The organism is Novosphingobium rhizosphaerae (assembly GCF_050920675.1).
GTDB lineage: Bacteria > Pseudomonadota > Alphaproteobacteria > Sphingomonadales > Sphingomonadaceae > Novosphingobium > Novosphingobium rhizosphaerae.
In genome coordinates this window covers 2,609,897-2,633,814 of the sequence record NZ_CP137861.1, presented here as the reverse complement: position 1 = coordinate 2,633,814, position 23,918 = coordinate 2,609,897, and the positions used below count along the sequence as shown (strand labels likewise).

Genomic DNA, 23,918 nt, shown 5'->3' with positions numbered 1-23,918 from the left:
ATGGCGGATTTGATCGCATCCCATGCTCTCGCTGTTTCGTAAACTGATCCATTCCCGCATCGGCGCGCTTTTCGCCCTGGTGTTCATCGGTCTCCTTGCCCTGGCCTTTGCCGGCGCCGACGTGACCGGCCTTCGCGTCGGCCAGACCGGCGGCGGCGAAGCGGCGGCCACTGTCGGCCGCAGCCAGGTGGCCGTGGCAGAGCTGGAAAAGACCATCACCACTGCCTTCGATCAGGAACGGGAGCAGAACCCGACGCTGACGATGAAGCAGTTCCTGGCCCAGGGCGTGCTCAATGATGCGCTCACCGGCCTGGCCGACCGCGCCGCGCTGCAGGAATGGGCCGCGCGCTCTGGCATGGGCGTGTCCGACCGCCTGGTCGACAGCGAAATCGCCAAGCAGCCGGCGTTCCAGGGCCCGGATGGCAAGTTCAGCGATGCGGTCTATCGCGCGTTCCTGGCCCAGCGCGGCTTGACCGACGCGGCCGTGCGCAAGTCGATCACGCAAAGCCTGATCGTGCGCCAGGTGCTCTCGCCGGTTTCCGTCGGCACGGCGCTGCCCGCTTCGGCCACCGCGCGCTATGCCGCCATGCTCAAGGAAAAGCGCGACGGCGACATCGCCTTCCTGCCCAGCCTGGCCTTTGCGAGCAAGGACAAGCCTTCCGATGACGTGCTGGCCGGCTATTACAAGGCCAACGCCGCGCGCTACCAGCAGCCCGAGCGCCGCACCGTGCGCTATGCCGTGATCGACGAAGCCACGCTGGCCAATGTGCCCGCCCCCAGCGACGCGGATATCGCCGCCCGCTACAAGGCCAAGGCCGATAGTTATGCGCCCAGCGAGACGCGCACCGTGACCCAGGTCGTCGTGCCGACCCAGGCCGCCGCGCAGGCGCTTGCCGCGCAAGTGGCCGGTGGCACCAGCATCGAGGCCGCCGCCCGTGCCCAGGGCCTTGCCGCCAGCAAGATCGCCGATCTTACGCGTGACAAGCTAGCTGGGCAGACGTCTGCCGCCGTGGCCGATGCCGTGTTTGCCGCGGCCCAGGGCAAAGTCGCCACCCCGGCAAAGAGCGGCCTTGGCTGGCACGTGATCCGCGTCGATGCCGTGGTCAAGAAGCCCGGCAAGACGCTGGAGCAGGCCCGGTCCGAAATCGTGGCCGATCTGACGGTGGAAAAGCGCCACGCCGCGCTGCTCGACCTGTCGACCCGCCTGGAAGAAGAATTCGAAAACCACACCGGCCTCGCCGACGTGGCCAAGGCCCAGGGGCTGACGCTGGCCACCACGCCCGCGCTGACCGCCGATGGCACCGTGTTCGGCCAAGCAGGGCAAAAGGCACCCGCCGATGTCGCCGCACTGCTCCAGGGTGCCTTTGCCATGGAACACGAAGGCGAAGGCCAGGTGACCCCGCTAGCCGATGGCAAGCGCATCGCGATCTATGACGTTGGCCAGATCACCCCGGCATCCCCTGCTCCGCTGGCGCAGATCAAGGACCAGGTCGCGCGTGATTTCGCCACCGAACAGGGCGTGGCCAAGGCCAAGGAAGCGTCGACCAAGGTGCTTGATGCCATGGCCAAGGGTGCTTCGCTGGCCGATGCGCTCAAGGCCCTGGGCGTGACGCTGCCCCCGGCCCAGCCAGTGAGCATCACCCGCGAACAGCTGGCCGCCATGCAGCAGAGCGGACGCCAACTGCCGCCGCCGCTGGTGCTGCTCTTCGCCATGTCCAAGGGCACGTCCAAGCCGCTCGAAGCGCCGAACAAGGCCGGCTTCTATGTCATCGCGCTCAAGAACGTGACGCCCGGCACGATCCCGGCCGGCGATCCCTTCCTGGGCCAGGCGGGCAAGCAGTTCGGCCTCGACATGGGCCGCGAGCTCGCCGAGGAACTGCGCCTCGCGATCCGCAAGAGCGTGGGCGTTTCCCGCAATGAAACCGCGCTGCGTGCGCTCAATGCCAAGCTTGTCGGTGCCCAGTAAGACCATGACCCAGACCTTGTCGCGTCCCGCGCCGCCCACCGGCGCCCAGCCCGAAAACAGCGCGGCGGCCTTCGCCGCGCTGGCGGCCGGAAAGCCGGCGCTGGTCTGGCGCAAGCTGATTGCCGACAGCGAAACCCCGGTGAGCGCCGCGCGCAAGCTGTTCGTGCCCGAACGCGGCGATTTCCTGCTGGAATCGGTGCAAGGTGGCGAAGTGCGCGGGCGCTACAGCCTGGTCGGGCTCGATCCCGACCTGGTGTTCCGCGCCACTGGTCCCGCGGCCGAGGTCAACACCACGTGGCAGACCGACCGCGAGGCCTTTGCCGCGCTGCCCGGCAACAGCCTTGCAGAACTGCGCGCGCTGGTCGAACGCTGCCGGATCGACGTGCCGGAAGGCCTGCCGCCCACGCTCGCCTGCCTGGTGGGCTATTTCGGCTATGAAACCATCGGCCTGGTGGAAAAATTGCCGCGTGCCGAACAAAGCGCGCTCGAATTGCCCGACATGCTGTTCGTCCGCCCCACCGTGCTGCTGGTGTTCGACCGGCTGACCGACGAACTCACCGCCGTGGCACCGGTCTGGGCCGGTGAAGGCACGCCCGAGGTGGTGCTGGCCCGCGCGGCCGACCGCATCGATGCCGCGCTTGCCCGCCTGCACGGCCCGCTGCCGGCCGATCCGCGCCTGCCTGAGCCGGTCGATCTGGTGCGCGAACCGCAGATGGCACCCGAACGCTATGGCCAGATGGTCGCCCGCGCGCGTGACTACATCACTGCCGGCGATATCTTCCAGGTCGTGCTGGCGCAGCGCTTCACCGCGCCGTTCCCCCTGCCGCCGATGGCGCTCTATCGCGCGCTGCGCCGGATCAATCCCTCGCCGTTCCTCTATTTCCTCGATCTGCCCGGCTTTTCCCTGATCGGGTCGAGCCCGGAAATCCTGGTGCGCATCCGCGACGGGGAAGTGACGATCCGCCCGATCGCCGGCACTCGCCCGCGCGGCGCCACCCCGGCCGAAGACCGCGCCAACGAGGAAAGCCTGCTGGCCGATCCCAAGGAACGCGCCGAGCATCTCATGCTGCTTGACCTTGGCCGCAACGACGTGGGCCGCGTGGCTGCCGCCGGCACGGTGAAAGTCACCGAAAGCTACACGATCGAGCGTTATAGCCACGTGATGCACATCGTCTCCAACGTGGTCGGCCAGCTTGATACCAAGCGCGCCGACTCGGTCGATGCCCTGCTCGCCGGCTTCCCCGCCGGCACCGTCAGCGGCGCGCCCAAGGTCCGTGCGTGCGAGATCATTGCCGAACTCGAGCCCGAAACGCGCGGCGCCTATGCCGGCGGCGTGGGCTATTTCGCGCCCGATGGCTCGGTCGATAGCTGCATCGTGCTGCGCACCGCCGTGCTCAAGGATGGCGTGATGCACGTCCAGGCCGGCGCCGGCATCGTCGCCGACAGCGACCCGGCGGCCGAACAGCGCGAATGCGAGCACAAGTCCGGCGCCCTCTTCGCCGCCGCCCGCGAAGCCATCCGCGTCGCCGCCGAACCGGCGTTCGGGCAATAGGGATTAGGCCATGATCCTCGTCATCGACAATTACGACAGCTTCACCTGGAACCTGGTCCACTACCTGATGGAACTGGGCGCGCAGGTGAACGTGGTGCGCAACGATGCGCTCACCGCGGCCGAGGCATTGGCCAGCGGCGCCAAGGGTTTCCTGCTCTCGCCCGGCCCCTGCACGCCCAACGAGGCGGGCGTCAGCCTCGATCTCGTCGGCGCGGCGGCGCAGGCTGGCGTGCCGCTGCTCGGCGTGTGCCTGGGCCACCAGTCGATCGGGCAATATTTCGGCGGCAAGGTCGTGCGCGGCGGGCTGATGCACGGCAAGACTTCGCCCGTCACCCATGATGGCACCGGCGTGTTTGCCGGGCTGCCCTCGCCGTTCACCGCCACGCGCTATCACTCGCTGGTGGTGGAAGACGTGCCCGAATGCCTCGTGGTCAACGCGCGCTCGGATGATGGCCACACCATGGGCTTTCGCCATGCCAGCCTGCCGATCCATGGCGTGCAGTTCCATCCCGAAAGCATCGCTACCGAACATGGCCACGCGCTGATTGCCAATTTCCTGGCGCTGTGCGGGGTGAACGTGCGGATGCCGGCATGAGCCTGCTGCCGCAGGTGGCGGAAACCCCGCTGCCGCAAGACGAAGCGCAGGCCGCCTTTGCCGCCATTCTCGATGGCAAAGTGGACGACGATGCCACCATCGCCTTCCTTGTCGCGCTGTCCGATCGCGGCGAAAGCGCCAGCGAGATTGCCGGCGCCGCCCAGGCCATGCGCGAACGCATGATCGCCGTGGCTGCGCCGGAAAACGCCATCGACGTGTGCGGCACCGGCGGCGACGGGCACCACACGCTCAACGTCTCCACGGCCGTCAGCCTGGTGGTGGCGGCCTGCGGCGTGCCCGTGGCCAAGCACGGCAACCGCGCCGCCAGTTCCAAGGCGGGCGCGGCCGATACGCTGGAGGCACTGGGCCTCAATCTCGATCGCGCGGTGGAAACGGCGGAAGAGACGCTGGCGGACCTGGGCATCTGCTTCCTGTTCGCCGGCAAGCACCATCCCGCGATGGGCCGGATAATGCCGATCCGCCGCGCCATCGGCCGCCGCACGATCTTCAATCTGATGGGCCCGCTGGCCAATCCCGCCGGCGTGCAGCGCCAGCTCGTCGGCATCGCGCGCCCGGCCTATGTGCCGATCTATGCCGATGCCCTGGCGCGCCTGGGCACGGCGCGCTCGTTCGTCGTCTCGGGTGACGAAGGGCTGGACGAACTGAGCCTGGCCGGCGGCAACGAAGTGGCCGATGTGCATGGCGAAGCGATCCTCATGCACCGGGTTGCGCCGGCCGACGCCGGCCTTGCCGTTGCGCCCGTCGACGCCATCCGCGGCGGCGACGCGGCCTACAACGCCGCCGCGCTCCAGGCCCTGCTCGATGGCCAGCACGGACCCTATCGCGATGCTGTGCTGTTCAACGCCGCGGCCGCGCTGATGGTGGCGGGCGAAGTGACCGACTGGCACGAAGGCGTGGAAGAAGCCGCCGAAACCATCGACAAGGGCCTCGCCCTTGCCCTGCTGCGTTGCTGGATCGACGCGCTGAAGTAAGGCCCCTGGAATGACCGACAAGCTCACCGAAATCTGCGACACCACCCGCGCCGAAGTGGCCCGGCGCAAGGCCGCCACGTCGCTGGCAGACCTGGCCGCGCGCGCCGCCACGCAAACCGCGCCACGCGGATTCGAAGCCGCGCTGCGCACCCGCGCCGCCAGCGGTTTTGCCCTGATTGCCGAAATCAAGAAAGCCAGCCCCTCCAAGGGCCTGATCCGCTCCGATTTCCAGCCCGCCGAGCATGCCCGTGCCTATGAGGCAGGCGGCGCCGCCTGCCTTTCGGTGCTCACCGACGCGCCCTATTTCCAAGGACATGAAGATTTCCTCGTGGCCGCGCGTGCCGCCTGCGCGCTGCCGGTCCTGCGCAAGGATTTCATGGTCGATCCCTGGCAGGTGGCCGAAGCCCGCGCGATCGGCGCCGACGCGATCCTGATCATCGTCGCCGCGCTCAGCGATGCGCAGATGGCAGAGATCGAGGCGGCCGCGCGCGAGCACGGCATGGACGTGCTGGTCGAAGTGCATGACGAAGCCGAAATGGATCGCGCCGCGCAGCTCCATTCGCGGCTGATCGGGGTGAACAACCGCGATCTCAAGCGCTTCGTGACCGACATCGCCAACACCGAGCGGCTTGCCCCGCGCGCGCCCGAGGGTACCCTGCTGGTGGCCGAAAGCGGGATCAACCACCACGCCGATCTGGTGCGCCTCTCCGCCTGCGGGGCACGCACGTTCCTGGTGGGCGAAAGCCTGATGCGCCAGCCCGACGTGACGGCCGCAACCCAGGCCCTGCTCCAGGGCTGAGGGCGCCTTGGCGCGCAAGCTGTGGTTCGATGGCGGCTGCCGGCCCAACCCCGGCCGCATGGAAATGGCCGTCGTCGCCCACGGCCAAACCTGGTTTGCGCCCGATTGCGGCAAGGGGGACAGCAATCGCGCCGAATGGCTGGCCCTGCTTGGCGCGCTGGACCTGGCCCGCCGCCTGGGCGAAACCGATGTGATCCTCTGCAGCGATTCCGCCTTCGTGATCGATCAGATCCGGGGTCGCACCGCCGCCCATCCCGCCTCGGCCGATTACCTGGCAGCCTATCGGAACGGCCTCGTTTCATTTTCCCGCGTGCGGGTGCGCCATGTCGGCCGCGCGCAGAACCTGGCCGGCATCGCATTGGACTATCTGCGCGCCGGGTTGGCTCCGCCACAGCCACTGGCCGAGCAACAGGACTTGCGCGTTTTCCCGCACATGGCATGAGCAGGGCATGACGCAGCTTACCCATCTCGATGCCCAGGGCCATGCACGCATGGTCGATGTCGGCGCCAAGCAGCCCACGCAGCGCGTGGCCGTGGCGCGCGGCATGATCCGCATGTCAGACACCGCCCTTGCCGCGATCCGCGATGGCACCGTGCCCAAGGGCGATGTGCTGGCCACCGCGCGCATCGCCGGGATCATGGCGGCCAAGAAAACCGGCGAACTGATCCCGCTGTGCCACCCCCTGTCGCTCGATGCCGTGGCGGTGGAATTCGCGTTCGTCGAACAGGGTGTGGAATGCACCGCAACAGCCTCTCTCACCGCCAAGACCGGCGTGGAAATGGAAGCGATGACAGCCGCTTGCGTGGCCTTGTTGACAATCTACGACATGGCCAAGGCGGTGGACAAGGGCATGGTGATCGACGCGGTCCGCCTGGTGGCCAAGCGCGGCGGCAAGTCGGGCGATTGGTCTGCGCCATGACCAGCCCGGTTAGCAACGGCCGCCAGCCTCCGCTCCAACTGGAAGACGCGCAGGCCCGCCTGGTCGCCATGGCGCCACATCTTTCGGTAGAACATCGCGCCACGGCCGAAGCGCTGGGGCATTACCTTGCCGCCCCGCTCTTGGCCGCGCGCACCCAACCGGCCACTGCGCTTTCCGCCATGGATGGCTATGCCCTGCGTGGCGCGGATTTGCCCGGGCCGTGGACGGTATTGGGCGAAAGCGCGGCGGGCCATCCGTTTGCCGGCAATGTCGGGCATGGCGAGGCGGTGCGGATCAGCACGGGTGCGGCCATGCCGGCCGGCGCGGATTGCGTGCTCTTGCAGGAAGACGCCGCGCGCCAGGGCGATGCGCTCATGCTCACCGGCACCCCGCCCAGCCCGCCGTCGCGGCACATCCGCCCGGCCGGGATGGATTTTGCCACGCACGATCCGCTGTTGCCCACCGGCACGCGGCTTGGCGCCGCGCAGATTGCCCTGGCGATCGGCGCCGGGCACGGCCATGTGCCGGTGCGCCGCCGCCTGCGCCTGGCGGTGATCGACAGCGGCGATGAACTCGCCGCCCCCGGCCGCCCCCTGCTGCCGCACCAGATCCCGGCCAGCAACGGGCCGATGCTGGCCGCCATGGCCGCGGCCCTGCCGGTGGACGTGCGGCGCATCGGCCCCGTGCCCGATCGGCTCGATGCCCTGGCCGCCGCCATCGATGGCGTGCGCGACGCCGATGTGGTGGTGACCAGCGGCGGCGCTTCGGTGGGCGATCACGATCTCGTCCGTCCGGCGCTGGAAGCGGTGGGCGCGCGCATCGATTTCTGGCGCGTGGCAATCAAGCCGGGCAAGCCGCTGCTGGTGGGCCATCGCGCCGCAACCTCGCTCGCCAGCCCGCAGGTGATCCTCGGCCTGCCAGGCAATCCGGCCTCGGCCTATGTCACGGCGCATCTGTTCCTGCTGCCGCTGCTGCGCGCGGCCCTGGGCGCAGCGCAACCCCTGCCCGCGCCGCTCCATGCCGCGCTGGCCCAGGCGTTGCCCGCTGGCGGCAGCCGCACCGAATTCCTGCGTGGCACATGGGATGGCCACGGCGTGACGCTCGATCCGCTGCAGGATTCTGGCGCCATTTCCCCCATCGCGCGGGCCAATTGCCTGGTGCGGCGCGAACCCGGCGTACCGATGCAACCGGAAGGGAGCCTTGTGCCGATCTATCTGCTCGATTTTGGCGGATTTGCTTGACGGGTTCGGTTTGGTTGCTTATTCGTTCCGCATTCGTTCGCCAAAGGAGACTTGCGGATGCTCACGCGCAAGCAGCACGAACTGCTCTCGTTCATCCAGACGCGCCTTGATGATTCCGGCATTTCCCCTTCGTTTGAAGAAATGAAGGAAGCGCTCGATCTCAAGTCCAAGTCTGGCGTGCACCGCCTGATCTCCGCGCTGGAAGAGCGCGGCTTCATTCGTCGCCTGCCCAACCGCGCCCGCGCGCTTGAAGTGATCCGTGAGCCGGAAAGCCTGGCCACCAAGGCTGCCCCGCGCAATGCCACGCCACGCCCCGCTCCTGCGGCGGCCCGCCCCACTCCGGTGGCGGCGAACGACGTGATCGAAATCCCGCTGCACGGCCGCATCGCCGCCGGCGCCCCGATCGAAGCGCTGGAAGGCTCGGCCATGCTGCCCGTGCCCGCCGCCCTGCTCGGCTCTGGCGAGCACTACGCGCTTGAAGTGTCCGGCGATTCCATGATCGAGGCGGGCATTCTCGATGGCGACTATGCCCTGGTGCGCCGCACCAACACCGCCCGCGACGGTGAAATCGTCGTCGCCCTGGTGCGTGGTGAGGAAGCCACGCTGAAATACCTCCACCACGAAAAGGGCCAGATCCGGCTCGATCCTGCCAACGCGGCCTATAACCCGCAGTTCTACGCGCCCGACGAAGTGGAAGTGCAAGGCAAACTCGCCGGGCTGCTACGCCGCTATCATTGATCATTGATGCCCGCCGCGGCGGATGATCATGCATCCGCCATGGGGATGACCGCAACAGGCGGGGCGGCAGTGGCAAGATAGCCATGGACCGCCCGCCACACCCGCCCGGCGAGCGCGGCCTGGTCCTGTTCCTGCCGCTCGCCGGCGGCATCGATCATCCCTTTGACGATGGCCATCACATCGTGCGCCGCTTCGTCCAGATCGCTCTGCGTGCCAAGGTCGGTTTGCATCAGAACAGTGCGCAAAATCCCATGGAGATGGCGCGATACGCGCTGCGTTTCCGGGTCATGCGGCATTCGTGCCTCTTCCACATCGAGCAGGCGCGCCAGCTTGGGCCGTCGCAATTGATGGGCCACGGCCGCGCCGATCATCCGGACCAGTGCCTCCTGGCCTGAAACGCGCGCCAGCGCCTCTTCGCACTCGGCAATCAGGATCGATGTCTCGCGCACGATCAGCGCGCCAACCAGCGCCTCCTTTCCGGGGAAATATTGATAGAGCGAACCCACGCTGACGCCCGCCCGCGCCGCAACCGCGTTGGTGGTCAGCGCGGCGATTCCCCCCTGCTCCAGAATGCGAGCCGCCGCCTCGACGATGGCCGCCACGGTTTCCACCGCCCGCGCCTGTCTCGGCAGTTTCCGGGGGACCTGGCGCGGAGGGGGAGACGGTTCGGGCATGGCGGGAATGCGAGTAGCCAAATGTGATGATCTGCTCGCATTCTAGGGGCCTCACTGCACGATGCAAGGATGCACCATGACCAAGCAATTTACCCCCGCGCTCACCGTCTTCATGCTGGTGAAGACCTCGCCCGAATGGCTCGGCTTCTCCATCGATCGCCGCTTCGCCCTGCTGGGCGAGCATGTCAGCCCGATCCTCGAAAGATATGCCGACAGGGTGTCGCTGCGCTTTTTCGACGTGGAATTCTACGCCACGCGCGTCACCGACGTGTGGATGTGGGAAGCAGTCGATCACCACAGCTACGAGTTGCTGGTCGAAAGCCTGCGCGAAACCCCGTTTTGGGACCGGTATTTCTCGATCGTCGAAATCCTGCCCGGCGTCGAGAACGCCTATGCCAACAATTATGATCGGCCAGCCCTAACGGCTTGAGCACCGCTGGCGTGGGACGAGCCGGCCGCCCGCCCCACGCCGCCGGCGCCGGGACAACCGGCACGGCAAGAACTGGCTCGCGATCGGCCAGCATGGTAGAAGCGCACATGGCCCAAATCACCTTGCTGCTCGCGTTTCTCGCAGCTGTTGCCATCCTGACGATCACGCCGGGTGTAGACACGGCACTGGTGCTTCGCGCGGCAGCGGTGGAAGGCAAGCCTGCCGCCGCGCGCGCTGCCCTGGGGATCGCACTTGGCTGCCTGGCCTGGGGCGCGGCGGCCGCGCTCGGCCTCGGCGCTGTGCTGGGCGCCTCAAAGATCGCCTATACCGTGGTGAAACTGGCGGGCGCGGCCTACCTTCTGTGGCTGGGCATCAAGCTCTTGTGGAAACCGCGCGGCTCCTTGGATAGCGGCGCCGGTTCAACCCGCGCCAACACGGCGACGAACGCGTTCTGGCGCGGCTTCCTCACCAACCTGCTCAATCCCAAGGTGGGTGTGTTCTACGTCACCTTCCTGCCCCAGTTCGTGCCGCCTGGCACAAACGTGGCGGCCTATTCGTTCGGGCTGGCCTGCGTCCATGTCGTGCTGGGACTGGTCTGGTTCGCGGCGCTGATCGCAGCCACCGCGCGACTGGGCACGGCCCTGCAGAAACCTCGCCTTGTTACCATGCTCGATCGTCTGACGGGCGGGGTCTTCGTGGGCTTCGGCCTGAAGCTGGCTGTTTCCTCCGCCCGCTAGACCGCAGAATTTCACCTTCGCGGGAAAACGTAATGCACTTGGCCGAAAAACCAGCCCTTTGTCGACTGGCCGGCTGCATCGCATAACGGCCGGAAGCGGGCGCGCCGCATCAGGGCGGCGCAACTGGATTGGGCAAACTTGCTATCGGAATCCACGGTGGATCCTGTTGTTCGCCAAGCGCTCGGGCTTCCATCAGCGTCCACGCCGAGCCGAAAGCGCAGTTGGGCTTGCTCCCCGGCCTGCAACGGACCGCCGGGAAAATCGCCAGGATCAATACACTAACCCCGAGGCTGGCGGGGCTTCCGCCATCGTCGCTTACAGCCCCAGCTTTGCATCAGATCATCCACGCAGCCGTCCAGCGCTGCCAACGCCGGCATCACCGCCCAGCCACCTTCGTCTGGCAGCAGGGCTGCGTCCCCGCCAAGGCAGGGCGCCTCGCCCACGGCTCCGGCGCCGGAAACCAGCCGTGCTGGCCTTCGCCTTGGGCAACAGTCACCACTTTGCCTCTGGCGAGGTAGATCGCCAGCCCGCCGGTTTGGCGCAACAGGCGGCGATCGGCCTTGAGCCAGCGCGGGTGGCACGTGACCGGCAGGGTGCGATCGGCGATGACGATATCGGCGTGGGAGCAAGCGCGGGCCAGTTCGCGTAGGTCAACGCGGTCGCGGCCCCGGCTCATCAGCACGGTATAAGCCTGGCCCTGTCGCACCAGCACGGCGCGGCAGAAATCCTCGTTGCACCGCGCGCCGCGCCAGGTGTCGAGACTGCGCGCCTCACCCTCCAGCCCGGCGTTTTCCAGCAGCGTGGACGGGGTATAGTCGCTGCGCGTGTCGCGCAGCATCAGCAGGTCGGGCCCTTCGCCCGCAAGGCCGACATGGTGCCCATCGCCGGTCACCAGCACATCGGGCGTGGGCTGCAACGCTGTCAGCATGGCGCCGAGACATATGGGCACGAAACCCCACAGCCGCACTTTGCCGGTCCACAGCGCCAGCCACAGGAGGCCCGCCACCAGCAGGCCGAACACCCATCCCGGCATGCCCGGCATCAGCGTCACCGCGCCCGGCTGCGCGGCGGTGACATGGGCCAGCCACAGCAGGCCATCGAGCGATTTGCCCACCGCCCACCAGGCCGGCGCGCCCCAGCCGGCCAGATCGAGAAACAGCGCCAGTGCGATCAGCGGCATCGTGACGAACGTGGTCAGCGGGATCGCCACCACGTTGGCCGCCGCGCCATAGATGCCGGCGCGGTGGAAATGAAACAGCGCCATCGGCATCAGCGCCAGTTCGATCACCAGGCCGGTGGCCAGCACCAGCGCCAGGTGCCGCGCCAGCCGCATCGGCCAGCCTTCGTGCGGGTGGGCCAGGAACCGCCGCGCCGGGGCCGAACTGTCGAACGCGATAATCGCGATGACCGAGCCGAAGCTCATCTGGAAACTGGGTCCCACCACGGCTTCGGGCCAGAACAGCATGACGATGAACGCCGCCACCGCCAGCATGCGCAGCGAGAGCGGATCGCGCCCCAGCGCCAAGGCCAGCAGCACCAGCAGCGCCCCCAGGCACGAGCGGATCGTGGGCACTTCTGCGCCGGTCAGCAGGGTATAGCCAATGCCGGCCAGCGCCCCCATTGCCGCGGCGGCCAGCGGCACGCGCAGGCGCAGGGCAAGGAACGGCACCAGCGCCAGCAACCGCGCGGTGATGAAATAGACCGCGCCCACCACGGCGCTGACGTGCAAGCCGCTGATCGACAACAGGTGCGTCAGGCCCGCGTCGCGCATCGCGTCTTCGTCGCTCGGCGCAATGCTGCCGCGATCGCCACTGGCAAAGGCAGCGGCGATCGCGCCGGGCGATCCGCCCAGTTGCGCACGGATATGATCGGCCAGGCGTTGGCGCACGGCATCGAGCCGCGTGCCCGGCGGGGCGGGCGCGATCAGCGTGAGCGGGCCCACACTGCTGCCCGTCGCCATCAATCCCGAAAACCATGCGCTGCGGGCAAAATCGAAGCCACCGGGCACCATCGGCGGAGCGGGCGGCATCAGGCGCGCACGCAGGCGCACCCGCGCGCCATCGCCCAGCCTGGTGTCGCTGCCGGCCGAATCGCCCGGCGGCAGCGGGACGTTGATCCGCACCTGCCCGGCCCTCACCATGCCCGACGGCAACAGGATCTGGGTGGCCAGCGTCAACCGCATGCGGCCTTGCGCGGCCTGAACCTGGCGATCGACCACGGTGCCTTCCAGCACGGCGAGCATGGGCCGGGGAATCGGCGGCGTGCCCAAAAAGGCAGACTTGACCCAGATCGTGGCGCAGCCGGCCGCCGCCATCAGCCCCAGCGAAAGCACGGCCAGTCGCAAATGGGCGAGTCGGCCGTCTCGATCGCGAGGCAGCACCAGCAGCAAAATTCCACCGATTCCAGCCAGAAAAGCAACCCAGTGGTATACCCCCGGGAGCACCACCCAAGCGCAGATTCCCGCGGCAAACGCTACACTTAGCCAGGGACCGCGCTCAGTCCCGCGTTGATCGATCCACGCATTCGCATGCGCGAGCATGCTGGACAAACGCGCCGCTTTGGCCCAATGGCGCCCGAGCCCGTTCGGTCCCATATCAAGACCGGTTTCAACCGGGCCGGCACCAGCGCCTTCGCCTTGCGGCGCAGGACGAACAAGCGGTGTCGCGAGAGAACCGGCCATGCGCCGAATAGGAAGGAATGCGCCCTCGATGGCAAGCCAGACTGACACCGTTTCTGCAGGATCGGGCACGGCCAGCGCCAGCCCGGCAGCACGCGTTGTCACCCGCTTTGCTCCATCGCCCACGGGCTTCCTGCATATCGGTGGTGCCCGCACCGCTCTGTTCAACTGGCTTTATGCCCGCCATCACGGCGGCACTTATCTGCTGCGCATCGAGGATACCGATCGCGCGCGTTCCACGGACGCGGCAATCGACGCGATCTTCGACGGTCTCAACTGGCTTGGCCTGGGCGGCGATGCCGATCCGGTGTTCCAGTTCGCCCGCTCCGATCGCCATGCGCAGGTCGCCAACCAGTTGCTGGACGCAGGGCACGCCTATCGCTGCTATCTGACGCAGGAAGAACTCGCCGCCCGCCGCGCCAAGGCGCAGGAAGAGCGCCGCCCCTTCCGCCTCGAAAGCGAATGGCGCGATGCCGATCCGGCCACCTGGCCGGCGGACAAGCCCTATGTCATCCGCGTCAAGGCGCCGCGCGAGGGCGAAACCGTGATCGAGGATGCCGTTCAGGGCACGATCACCGTGCAGAACGTGGAAATCGACGATTTCGTCATTCTGCGTGGCGATGGCACGCCCACCTATATGCTTGCCGTGGTGGTCGACGATCATGACATGGGCGTGACCCACGTGATCCGGGGCGACGATCACATCAACAATGCGTTCCGCCAGCTCGTGGTGATCCGCGCGATGGACGCGATCGAGGGTGGCTGGCCCGACCCCGTCTATGGCCATATCCCGCTGATCCATGGCGCCGATGGGGCCAAGCTGTCCAAGCGCCACGGCGCACTGGGCGTGGACGCCTATCGCGACGAGATGGGCCTGCTGCCCGAAGCGGTGTTCAACTATCTGCTGCGCCTGGGTTGGGGCCATGGCGACGAGGAAATCATCAGCCGCGACCAGGCGGTGGAATGGTTCGACATCGCCAATGTCAACAAGGGCGCCTCGCGGTTCGACCTCAAGAAGCTGCTCAACCTCAACGGGCACTATCTGCGCGAAGCCGACGATGCGCGCCTGGCCGACCTGGTTGCGCCGCGCCTGGAATCGCTCGTGCCCGCGCACGACCGCGCCAAGCTGGTCGAGGCCATGCCGGTGCTCAAGGTGCGCAGCGCCGATCTCAACGAACTGGCCAAGGGTGCGGTGTTCCTGTTTGCCCAACGCCCGCTGGCGCTCGATGAAAAGGCGCAAGGGTTGCTGACCGCGGATGCGCGGGCAATCCTTGCCAAAGTCGTGACGCGGCTTGAGGGCGCAAACGACTGGACAGCGCCGGCGCTGGAGGCCAATCTCAAGCAAATGGCCGAGGAGCTGGGAGTGGGATTGGGCAAAATCGCCCAGCCTTTGCGCGCAAGCCTGACGGGACAAGCGACCTCACCTGGAATTTTCGATGTCCTGGTTCTCCTCGGCAAGGAGGAGAGCCTGGCCCGTTTGCGTGACCACGCTGCCTGACGAGGGCAGCACACAGAACACACTGTTTCTTTGTACAGGAGAGCCTAGCGTGAGCGACAATCAGGCTACTTTGACCATTGATGGCAAGACCATCGACCTTCCGGTCAAGAGCGGCACCATCGGGCCGGACGTCCTCGACATCCGTAAGCTTTACGGCCAGTCGGGCAAGTTCACCTACGACCCGGGCTTTACCTCCACTGCCAGCTGCGACAGCGCGATCACCTATATCGATGGTGACGAAGGCGTCCTGCTGCACCGCGGCTATCCGATCGGCCAGCTGGCCGAGCATTCCAGCTTCATGGAAGTGAGCTATCTGCTGCTCAACGGCGAACTGCCGAACAAGGACGAGCTGGACAGCTTCACCCGCACGATCACGCGCCACACCATGGTGCATGAACAGCTCAGCAGCTTCTACAGCGGCTTCCGCCGTGACGCCCACCCCATGGCCGTGATGTGCGGCGTGGTCGGTGCGCTTTCGGCGTTCTATCACGATTCGACCGATATCGCCGATCCGCAGAACCGCACGATCAGCTCGCATCGCCTGCTTGCCAAGATCCCCACGATCGCGGCGATGGCCTACAAGTATTCGGTCGGTCAGCCGTTCCTCTATCCGCGCAACGACCTGTCCTACACCGGCAACTTCCTGCGCATGACCTTCGGCGTTCCGGCCGAGGAATATGAAGTGATCCCCGAAGTCGAACGCGCGATGGATCGCATCTTCATCCTGCACGCCGACCACGAGCAGAACGCCTCGACCTCGACCGTGCGCCTGGCCGGCTCGTCGGGTGCCAATCCGTTCGCCTGCATCGCGGCCGGCATTGCCTGCCTGTGGGGCCCGGCACACGGCGGCGCCAACGAAGCGGCGCTCAACATGCTGCGCGAGATCGGCACGCCCGACAAGATCCCGCACTACATCGAGCGCGCCAAGGACAAGAACGATCCGTTCCGCCTGATGGGCTTTGGCCACCGCGTCTACAAGAACTACGATCCGCGCGCCACGGTGATGCAGAAGACTGTGCGCGAAGTGTTCGACGCGCTCAAGGTCAACGATCCGCTGTTCGAAACCGCGCTGCGCCTGGAAGAAATCGCGCTGAACGATCCCTACTTCATCGAAAAGAAGCTGTTCCCCAACGTGGACTTCTATTCGGGGATCATCCTGTCGGCGATCGGTTTCCCGACCACCATGTTCACCGTGCTGTTCGCCCTGGCCCGCACCGTGGGCTGGGTGGCCCAGTGGAACGAAATGATCAGCGATCCCGGCCAGAAGATCGGCCGCCCGCGTCAGCTCTACACCGGGCCGACGCAGCGCGACTATGTGCCGATCGAAAGCCGCTGAGCGGGTATCGATAGATGAAAAGGAAGGCGGCCATGGCAATGATCCTGCGGATTTTTGGCGTGGCCGCCTTTTTGATGGGCCTGTTGTGGATGGCCCAGGGGCTTGGCCTGGTGCACTGGCCCCGCGAAAGTTTCATGCTCGACCAGCGCCCGTGGGCGTGGCGCGGGCTGGCATTGGCGCTGCTTGGCATCGCGGCCGTATGGCGCGCCGGGCGCCGTCGCTGACGCCCGGGCATTTCCGCCTCACTTCATTGCATTATCCAATCCCCAAGGCGCCGCTCATTCGAACGCGGCGGGATCGGGCGTGGGCGCCAGGCAGGCCTGCCGGTTCCCATCCTGGCAGGCTGCGACTTGCGCATGCCAGGCATCCATCGCGCGCCCATAGGCTGCTTCGCGCCGCGCCTGCGTGGTGCGGATCATCGCGATCGTCTGCGCGCGGCCCTTCAGGGCTTGGTGGTACCGCTGCAATTCGGCGTGCTGCCGGGCCTGAACGCTGGCCATGTCCGCAGCCAGAGCCTGTCCCATGTCCACATTGGCGGCGCGCGTGCCGGGATCATAGCCGGGCGCGACCACGCCCGGCGGCGACGATACCGATGCCGCGGCCGACCCGTCGTTGAAGGGCTGGTTGGGATCTACTGCCTGGGCCAGCGCCGGGCTGGCCACCAATGCACCGGCCAAGCCGGCCATTACCATCATCCTGATCATCGCGAACCTTTCCAGAAAGACGCCAGGTGGTCCCCAACGGCAGCAGGCTTACCGGTTGCGATCTGAATGTGGTTGGAATGACCGGCAAATCTGCCGTTCACGTTGGGACAGGCGGGGTCGGGATGGCCCGGTTCAGCGCGCGTTGACGATCCCGGCGCTCGGCACGTCGGCCGGCAGCGTGAGCATGAAGCGCGCCCCTGCCCCCGGCGTGCTGGAAACGGTCAGGTCTCCCGCCATGGCGCGGGCAAGGCGGCGCGAGATATAGAGGCCCAGGCCAGAGCCCCCGTCCCCGCTGCGCCCCAGTCTTTCGAACTTCTCGAACACCCGCGACGCCTGCTCGGCAGTCAGCCCTTCGCCGTTGTCTTCCACCGCGATCCAGGCGGTGGCGCCTTCCACCCCGCAGGCCAGCGTGACCGTGGCCTGTGCCGGTGTATAGCGGATCGCATTGCTGAGCAGGTTGAGCAGCACCTGGAGCACGCGGCGGAATTCGCCGATGGCCGGGGCATGGCAATCCTCTTCCGGCAGGGCCAGCACGATGCCGCGCTCGCGCGCGCGGACCGAGAGGATGCCAGCGGCGCGGCGTGCGCAATCGGCCAGGTCGATATGGTCGGGCGCGGGGGCAAAGCCGGGGGCTTCCACCGCGTCGAGGTCTGCCAGATCCTCCACCAGGCCCAGCAGATGCCGCCCCGCCTCGGCGATATCGGCGGCGTAGTTGCCATAGGCATCGGCCAGCGGCCCGGCCAGACGGCTGCGGATGGTTTCGGCATTGGCGATGATCCGGCTGATCGGCTGGCGCAGCGCCGGGGCAAGATCTCTCCCGAGAAAGCCGGTCCAGGGCGGCAGGGCGGCGCCGGCCCCCGCTGGCGCCGGTTCGGCCTGGGGCAGCAGCGCCGGATCGGCCGGCAGGGCCAGGATCGTTTCGGGCAGCAGCAGCAGGTCGAACCCGCTTCCCACCCTGGGCAAGAGGCGCACACGCCAGCGGCGCGGCGATCCGGCCACGTCCACCACCATGTCGTCCAACAGGCGCCAGTGCAGCCGGGCCATGTCGACCCGGCCCGGACGACCGCCATTCCGGCCGCCGTCCCGGCCATCTTCACCCAGGCCGAGCGACAGGGCCGCGCAGGCGGTCCAATGCCGGCCGGTGGCGCCAGCAAGATCGGTGGCCAGTTCGACCAGGTCTGGCGCTGGGCAATCGGCCGCGATCACGCGTTGCTGCGCATCGAGCAGCACGTGTCCTTGTGCCAGATGATGCCACAGCGCGGCGTCATCGGCCGGCGGCAGGCCCGAATCCGGCGCGGGCGCGCGGCGCCAATCGCGCAGGACAAGATCGATGCTGTCGCCATCAGGCACGGCGCGCGCCTGAAACGCGATGGGGCATTCGCCGTCCATCGCCAGGATCGGCCGCGCCTGGGCCAGGCCAGTGGCGCGCACCTGGCGCACCAGGGCAAGAAGGGCGGGAATGGCGAGCAAGCCCGGCAGGGTGCCACCGGCAGCAGCCTGCAAGCGGGCCAGTGCCTCGTCGGCCGCAACCAGTTGGTCGCCCGCATCGCACCGGGCGCGGATCGGATCGGCCGCGGCCAAGGTCAGGTGCCCAGCCCGGCTTGCGCCAGCCGCGCCACGGCCGCCTGAGGGGCCAGCGCTGCCAGGCTCGCAGGAACCACCGCCTCAGGATGGAACACCGCCACGTGCGCGCGCACGGCATCGCCATCAAGCCCCGCTGCACGCAGGACCAGGGCCAGGCGTGCGACCTGGGCCGGCGCGGCCAGCAGCGCGGCATCCTCGCGCGGGGCGCCCATGGCGCGGGCCAGCGCCGTCAGGAACAGCGCCGGGCCGGCGTGCAGCGGATCGAGCGCCGCAGCCGGATCGGGCAAGGCATCGACCAGCCGGCGCAGCAGGGCCAGCCGGCCGCGTTCGGCATCGAAGCGCAAGCGCAGCGACCGCTCGGCAATGATCGCGCGGCTCTGCGCCTCGGCATCGTCGTGGGCGCGGGCGTGCAGCGTGCCCAATGCGATCCGCAGCAGATCCTGGGGCAATTCGTCGAGCGGCAAAGCCATGCGCCGCTGCGCCTGGCAGAACCGCGCCTGCGCCACCAGCACGGCCATGGCCAGGGCAGCCCGATCGCCCTGCTGGCCTGAACCATCTTCTGCGGGGTGGTCGACGGCGGCCATGGCCGCTTCGATCAAGGGCGGCACGATCATGTCCACGCCGTGCGCCTGCTCGAGCCGGCAGGCCATCTGCCATTCCAGCGCCTGGCCGTGAACAGCCGCCAGGAACGCCCCGTTGGCACAAAGCAGGCCGGAAAATCCCGCCACGTCATCGACATCGGGCGCGGCACCGGCGTCGGCGCCACCGGCCTGGGCCAGCGCGACGGCAAGCTGGCGAGCAACGTCGTCCACCATCCCGCGCACATGGGCAATCACCGCGTCGCCAAACACCTCGCGCTCTTCCCCCAGCACGAGATGGCGCAGGATCGGGGCCGTGCTGTCGAGCGCGGCAGACGCGCGCGCCAGGCCGGCTGCGAACCAGGCATCGTCGCCAAGGGAATAGGGCGCAGGGTTTTGCATGCCCGTGGTTCTAGGTTCCATTGGTTAGCAAGCGGTTAGGAAACAGACCATGCGCCTGTGCCAGAGCCGTTGCAAGCAGGGCCAGAACGATCAGGCGCAACCCGGTTTCCAGCGGCATGAACAGGCCCACCACCAGCAAGGCCAGCGCCACCAGCAGACGGTCGCACAGCCAGGTCGTCCAGCGGAAATCGCGCAGGATCGCGGGGAACAGCCACAGGATCAGCACCAGCACGAGCGGCGGAAACCACGCCGTCTGCGCCGTGGCACTGCCGGCGACGCGCCAGGCACACGTGGCGACCAGCGCGGCATCGAGGAGCGGGCCGAACATCGCCACGCCGCGCAAGTGGCCGGCCGGCTCCAGCAGCGAATCCTCCTCCACCTTGGCCAGCAGCCGCGCGGTCTGCAACACCACCCAGCCCAGGCCGAGCAGGGCAAAGGAAAGGCCCGCGCGCCCCCACCACCCAGCGCCCAGCGCCAGGAACACCAGCAACAGCGCCGCCATCGCCACCACCCAGGGCCGCGTGCGCGCATGGAGCAGCGCCGGGCCGGCGCGCCGCACGGCCTGCACCGCCAGCCATTCACCCGGAGAGCGGACGTGGCTGGCCGCAGTATGCTGGGCCAGCCAATCGTTTTCGGCGGCATGGGCATCGGCCTCGCCCCGCACCAGGCGCCAGCGCCCGGTATCGAGCAAGGCCTGGGGGACGTTGCGCAATGGCAAGCGCGCCTGGGTGGCAAGGCGCAGGAGCGCCGCGACCGGATTCCATTCGGGCGGCAGATCGCCCAACCCGGCAACCACGCGCCCGGGCATCCGCAAGGCACCCGCCCAGGCGTGGTTGATGTCGATCCGCTCGAACCCGGCGGCAACGCCCGCTTCCACCGGCAGGGCCAGCACGCCGGGCGCCTCGTCCAGGATGCGGCGCGCGTCCTCGGGCATCGCCAGGAACCCTTCGGCAAAGGCAAAGAGTTCGTCCTCGGCCGAAACGAGCGGCACCAGGGCGCGCGCAGCGGTGATCACGTGAAAGCGGGCACCGCGCTGTTCGGCGACGTGCTGGATCTCCACGATCTCGGCTGAGAGCATTTCGGCATGGACGACGATTCGCGTGGCGCCCAGCGCCAGGGCCAGGCCAAGCTGGTGGCGGGCGATACTGTGGCCGGCGATCGGCAGGAAACCGGGGTTTCCGCCCGGCTGGCCGGCCCCCTCGCCCGTCAGATCGACCGGCATGTTTTCCATCAACGAAATGAGCGCGACCCGCAAGTGAATGCCTCCTGATCGCCGCATGGTAGGGCGCCAGCCCCGACATGCCAAGCGCCCGTCCGGCGCCGACGTGCGGCAATCCGTTAAGCCCGGCAGCGTCGCCGTTCAGGCTGTCTGGCCGCCCTCGGGCAGAATGTCGGGTCCGGCGCGAAAATCGTCGAGCCAGGCGGCGATGCGCCGCAGCACCGCCGGATCGCCCGGTGCGCCGGCCAGGGCCTGCTCGGCCAGGGCCATCAGTCCCTCGGCATGAAACGATGCCGCCAGACCCTTGAGCCGCATGCCCGCCATCGACCAGTTTCCGTCGCACCGCGACCGGCGCATCAGATCAAGCTGGCGCTGCGCGCTGTCGAGAAACGCGCTGCGCAGTTCCACGAACAGCGCGGGATCGCTGCCGGCCACGGCCGCCAGCTGGGCATCGATCGGGTCACCAAGATAGGCCATGCTGTTGATAGTGTCGCATCAGGGCTTAAGGCGGGTTTAACCGGTGGCCTTTTCCGTGATACAAGCCCGCCATGAACGGGGGACCACGGATCATTCCGATCGAAGCCAACCAGCCGGAATCCGGCGGGAAAGGCCTGGCGCTGGATCGCGAACACGCGGAAGGTTCCCTGTTATTGCCAGAACTTGCACCCCAATCCGAAGACGATGTCGAGGATGATGCGCCCGCCGCTCCAACGCCTTGGCCGCTGGCCTTGGCCGGCGCGCTGATCGCCGTGTGGACGGGGTTCTACCTATGGGCCAGCGTGCCCGGCCTGATCGCCGTGCACAGCGCGGCGGCCTGGGCCTCGGCCACCGGCCAGTGGGCTGCCCCCGTGCTTGTCGTGCTGGTGGGACTGTTGCTGGTGCAGCGTGGCAGCGGGCGCGAGGCGCGGCGCTTTGCCAGCATTGCCAGCGGCCTCTCGCGCGAATCGGCGCAGCTGCATGGCCGGCTCGGCACGATCAACACCGAATTGGCCCTTGCCCGCGATTTCATCGCTGCCCAGGCACGCGACCTTGATGCATTGGGCCGCATGGCGGCCGATCGGCTTTCCACCCATGCGGAAAGCCTGCGCGGCCTGATCCAGGACAACGGCGCGCAAGTAAACGCGATTGCCGACGTTTCGGCCAATGCGCTGGACAACATGGAAAAGCTGCGCAGCCAGCTGCCCGTGATCGCCAACAGCGCCAAGGACGTGACCAATTCCATCGCCAATGCCGGGCGCAATGCGCACGTGCAATTGGAAGACATGGTCGCAGGGTTCCAGCGCCTGAATGAATTCGGCCTGGCCAGCGAACGCCAGGTCAGCACCGTGCGCGAGCAGGTGCAGGCCGCGCTGGGCGCATTGAACGCTGCCGGGGCAGACCTTGCCCGCCAGACCGAGGCGCGCTTTGCCACCCTGCAAGAGGAAGTGGGCAGCCACCGCGCCGCGCTGGACCAGGAAGAGCATGCCGCGCTGGCCGCGATCCGCGCCCGTGCCCAGGCCCTGGCCGACACCCTGGAGGAGCAGCGCCGCACCCTCGCCCGCGCCGAGCGCGAAAGCCTGGCGGCCTTGGAACAGCGGCTGGCGACATTGCAGGAAGCCAGCAGCACGCTGGGTGCCGCGGTGGCCGAGCAGGAAAGCGCCGCGCTGGCAAGCTGGCAGGCGCGCAGCGAAGCCCAGATGCGCAGCCTTCGTGCTGGGCTGGACGAATTGGCCGCGGCGCAGGATCGCAGCCAGGCACAGGCGCAGGCCCGCCTCGCCCAGTTTGCCGAGGAAAGCCGCACCCTGGTGGCCGCGCTCGATAGCGAAGGCGCGGCGATCGACGCGGCCGTGGCCGAACGGCGCGCCACCCTGGCCGCCGGCGCCGACGAGCAGCGCGAGACGCTCGCCCGCCGCATGGTGGAAATCGACCGCGCGATTGCCGAGCGCCGCACCGCGCTGGCCGCCGCCGCCAACGAAGCCACCGAAACGCTGGCCCACAAACTCGCCGATCTCGACCGCGCGCTCGATACCCAGCGCAACCGCCAGCAGGACGAGGCACGGCGCCTGGCCGCGCAATGCGATACCGCCGCCTCGCGCGCTGCCGAACTGGCCGAAACGCTGGCGGCATCGGCCGCCACCGGCGATGCCACGGCCCAGGCGGTGGATCGCGCGCTGGCACTGCTGCGCACGCGCCTGTCCGAAACCGGCATCGAACTGACCGCGCAGGACGATCACATCGCGCGCACCACCGATGCCGCCGTGCGCCTGCTCGAACTGATCCAGGCGACGGGCCAGCACAGCCGCACCGAACTGCCCGAAGTGCTGCGCGCCAGCGAGGCCGGGCTGGACCAGTTGGACCAGCGCGTGGCCGCGCTGCACGCCGGCCTGGGCGAAGCTGGTAGCAAGGGCGCGGCCCTGGCCGAGACCGTGCGCGACACCAGCGCCGATATTGCCGCCACGCTGGCCCACGTTGCCCGCCTGCACCAGGCCTTCGCCGAGCAGGCCGAAGCCGAGCGCACCCAGTTGCAGGAACTGCGCGCCAGCCTGGAAACCGCGCGTGGCGAGGCCGAGGCCCTTTCCGGTGACATGACCGGCACGATGGCCACCGCGATCGACCGGCTCAACGCCGCAGCCCGCGCTGCCGGCGAAACCATGGGCAGCACGCTGCACACCGAGATCGACGCCCTGGCCGCGCGCCTGGGCGATGAAGGCAACGCCGCCATCGCGCGCGTGCTGCAAGGGCGCGGGGCGGAATTGATCGCCCGGCTCGAACAGGCGATCGACAGTGCCGCCGCCGCCAGCCGCGACAGCGCCGTGCAGATGCGCGACCAGTTGGCCAAGGTGGACGAACTGGCCGCCAACCTGGAAAATCGCGTGGCGCGCGCCCGCGAGCGCGCCGAGGAGCAGGTGGACAACGATTTTGCCCGCCGCACCGCGTTGATCACCGAATCGCTCAATTCCGCCGCGATCGACATTGCGCAGGCGCTTTCGGCCGACGTTTCGGAAACCGCTTGGGCTTCCTACCTGCGCGGCGACCGCGGCATCTTTACCCGACGCGCGGTCAGTCTGCTCGATAGCGCCGATGCCAAGGCCGTGCAGCAGCACTATGCCGGCGACGCCGAGTTCCGTGGCCACGTGAACCGCTATATCCACGATTTCGAAGGCATGCTGCGCCAATTGCTGTCCACCCGCGATGGCAATGCCCTGGGCGTGACGCTGCTCTCGTCCGACATGGGCAAGCTCTATGTCGCGCTGGCGCAGGGGATCGAGCGGCTGCGGGCGTGAGCATGAGCTAGAG

General features: G+C 68.1%; 22 protein-coding genes. 15 read left to right on the top strand and 7 right to left on the bottom strand.

Annotated features, from left to right (window positions below; all coding sequences use genetic code 11):
* The first annotated feature begins 22 nt into the window (after positions 1-22).
* The 9 genes from R9J51_RS12035 to lexA are packed head-to-tail and all read left to right on the top strand — an operon-like array spanning position 23 to position 8,803.
* On the top strand, positions 23-1,966 hold the full coding sequence (locus tag R9J51_RS12035) for a peptidylprolyl isomerase (RefSeq protein ID WP_168554680.1): 1,944 nt from the start codon (positions 23-25) through the stop codon (positions 1,964-1,966).
* A gap of 4 nt (positions 1,967-1,970) precedes the next feature.
* On the top strand, positions 1,971-3,518 hold the full coding sequence (gene trpE / locus R9J51_RS12030; protein ID WP_179504575.1) for an anthranilate synthase component I: 1,548 nt from the start codon (positions 1,971-1,973) through the stop codon (positions 3,516-3,518).
* 10 nt (positions 3,519-3,528) lie between these two features.
* Entirely contained in the window at positions 3,529-4,113 is a 585-nt protein-coding gene (locus R9J51_RS12025) for an anthranilate synthase component II (protein WP_168554679.1), read from the top strand.
* Positions 4,110-5,105, top strand: coding sequence for an anthranilate phosphoribosyltransferase (trpD, locus tag R9J51_RS12020; protein WP_179504574.1), 996 nt, complete (start codon positions 4,110-4,112; stop codon positions 5,103-5,105). The genes R9J51_RS12025 and trpD overlap by 4 nt, the downstream gene beginning before the upstream one ends.
* Before the next feature lie 10 nt (positions 5,106-5,115).
* On the top strand, positions 5,116-5,904 hold the full coding sequence (trpC, locus tag R9J51_RS12015; RefSeq protein ID WP_179504573.1) for an indole-3-glycerol phosphate synthase TrpC: 789 nt from the start codon (positions 5,116-5,118) through the stop codon (positions 5,902-5,904).
* Between the two features lie 7 nt (positions 5,905-5,911).
* Positions 5,912-6,346, top strand: a complete 435-nt coding sequence (locus R9J51_RS12010) for a reverse transcriptase-like protein (protein ID WP_432787417.1) — start codon at positions 5,912-5,914, stop codon at positions 6,344-6,346.
* A 7-nt stretch (positions 6,347-6,353) separates the two neighbouring features.
* The gene (gene moaC, locus R9J51_RS12005; RefSeq protein ID WP_169474267.1) at positions 6,354-6,824 is read left to right on the top strand and encodes a cyclic pyranopterin monophosphate synthase MoaC; all 471 of its coding nucleotides are present in this window, start codon (positions 6,354-6,356) and stop codon (positions 6,822-6,824) included.
* A complete protein-coding gene (locus tag R9J51_RS12000; protein ID WP_179504572.1) occupies positions 6,821-8,065 on the top strand; it encodes a molybdopterin molybdotransferase MoeA in 1,245 nt (414 codons plus the stop codon). The genes moaC and R9J51_RS12000 overlap by 4 nt, the downstream gene beginning before the upstream one ends.
* Positions 8,066-8,122: 57 nt before the next feature.
* A complete protein-coding gene (lexA, locus tag R9J51_RS11995) occupies positions 8,123-8,803 on the top strand; it encodes a transcriptional repressor LexA (protein ID WP_179504571.1) in 681 nt (226 codons plus the stop codon).
* 26 nt (positions 8,804-8,829) lie between these two features.
* Here the strand turns inward: lexA and R9J51_RS11990 are convergent, their stop codons facing one another.
* Positions 8,830-9,414, bottom strand: coding sequence for a TetR/AcrR family transcriptional regulator (locus tag R9J51_RS11990; protein ID WP_432787415.1), 585 nt, complete (start codon positions 9,412-9,414; stop codon positions 8,830-8,832).
* Positions 9,415-9,553: 139 nt separating this feature from the next.
* On the opposite strand from R9J51_RS11990, the gene R9J51_RS11985 reads away from it, so the two are divergent.
* Both R9J51_RS11985 and R9J51_RS11980 read left to right on the top strand, forming a co-directional pair.
* On the top strand, positions 9,554-9,907 hold the full coding sequence (locus R9J51_RS11985) for a darcynin family protein (protein ID WP_168554672.1): 354 nt from the start codon (positions 9,554-9,556) through the stop codon (positions 9,905-9,907).
* A gap of 107 nt (positions 9,908-10,014) precedes the next feature.
* Positions 10,015-10,644: a LysE family translocator gene (locus tag R9J51_RS11980; protein ID WP_179504569.1), complete on the top strand. Its 630-nt coding sequence runs from the start codon at positions 10,015-10,017 to the stop codon at positions 10,642-10,644.
* 376 nt (positions 10,645-11,020) lie between these two features.
* Here the strand turns inward: R9J51_RS11980 and R9J51_RS11975 are convergent, their stop codons facing one another.
* Positions 11,021-13,237 (bottom strand): ComEC/Rec2 family competence protein, encoded by a 2,217-nt coding sequence (locus tag R9J51_RS11975; protein WP_432787993.1) that lies wholly within the window; start codon positions 13,235-13,237, stop codon positions 11,021-11,023.
* A 115-nt stretch (positions 13,238-13,352) separates the two neighbouring features.
* On the opposite strand from R9J51_RS11975, the gene gltX reads away from it, so the two are divergent.
* The 3 genes from gltX to R9J51_RS11960 are packed head-to-tail and all read left to right on the top strand — an operon-like array spanning position 13,353 to position 16,379.
* On the top strand, positions 13,353-14,819 hold the full coding sequence (gltX, locus tag R9J51_RS11970) for a glutamate--tRNA ligase (protein ID WP_169474263.1): 1,467 nt from the start codon (positions 13,353-13,355) through the stop codon (positions 14,817-14,819).
* Positions 14,820-14,868: 49 nt separating this feature from the next.
* Entirely contained in the window at positions 14,869-16,155 is a 1,287-nt protein-coding gene (locus tag R9J51_RS11965; RefSeq protein WP_168554668.1) for a citrate synthase, read from the top strand.
* Between the two features lie 32 nt (positions 16,156-16,187).
* A complete protein-coding gene (locus R9J51_RS11960; RefSeq protein WP_168554667.1) occupies positions 16,188-16,379 on the top strand; it encodes a hypothetical protein in 192 nt (63 codons plus the stop codon).
* A 54-nt stretch (positions 16,380-16,433) separates the two neighbouring features.
* Here the strand turns inward: R9J51_RS11960 and R9J51_RS11955 are convergent, their stop codons facing one another.
* The 5 genes from R9J51_RS11955 to R9J51_RS11935 form a co-directional block, all read right to left on the bottom strand.
* Entirely contained in the window at positions 16,434-16,841 is a 408-nt protein-coding gene (locus R9J51_RS11955) for a hypothetical protein (protein ID WP_168554666.1), read from the bottom strand.
* 150 nt (positions 16,842-16,991) lie between these two features.
* Positions 16,992-18,440: a sensor histidine kinase gene (locus tag R9J51_RS11950; RefSeq protein WP_179504568.1), complete on the bottom strand. Its 1,449-nt coding sequence runs from the start codon at positions 18,438-18,440 to the stop codon at positions 16,992-16,994.
* 2 nt (positions 18,441-18,442) lie between these two features.
* A complete protein-coding gene (locus tag R9J51_RS11945; RefSeq protein WP_179504567.1) occupies positions 18,443-19,423 on the bottom strand; it encodes a hypothetical protein in 981 nt (326 codons plus the stop codon).
* A gap of 10 nt (positions 19,424-19,433) precedes the next feature.
* Entirely contained in the window at positions 19,434-20,678 is a 1,245-nt protein-coding gene (locus R9J51_RS11940) for a hypothetical protein (protein WP_246865889.1), read from the bottom strand.
* A gap of 105 nt (positions 20,679-20,783) precedes the next feature.
* Entirely contained in the window at positions 20,784-21,119 is a 336-nt protein-coding gene (locus R9J51_RS11935; RefSeq protein WP_168554663.1) for an Hpt domain-containing protein, read from the bottom strand.
* Positions 21,120-21,190: 71 nt separating this feature from the next.
* Here R9J51_RS11935 and R9J51_RS11930 point away from each other — a divergent pair, with 71 nt between their 5' ends.
* Positions 21,191-23,905 carry a hypothetical protein gene (locus R9J51_RS11930; protein ID WP_179504566.1) on the top strand — a complete coding sequence of 905 codons (2,715 nt, stop codon included), beginning with the start codon at positions 21,191-21,193 and terminating at the stop codon, positions 23,903-23,905.
* Positions 23,906-23,918: the final 13 nt, after the last annotated feature.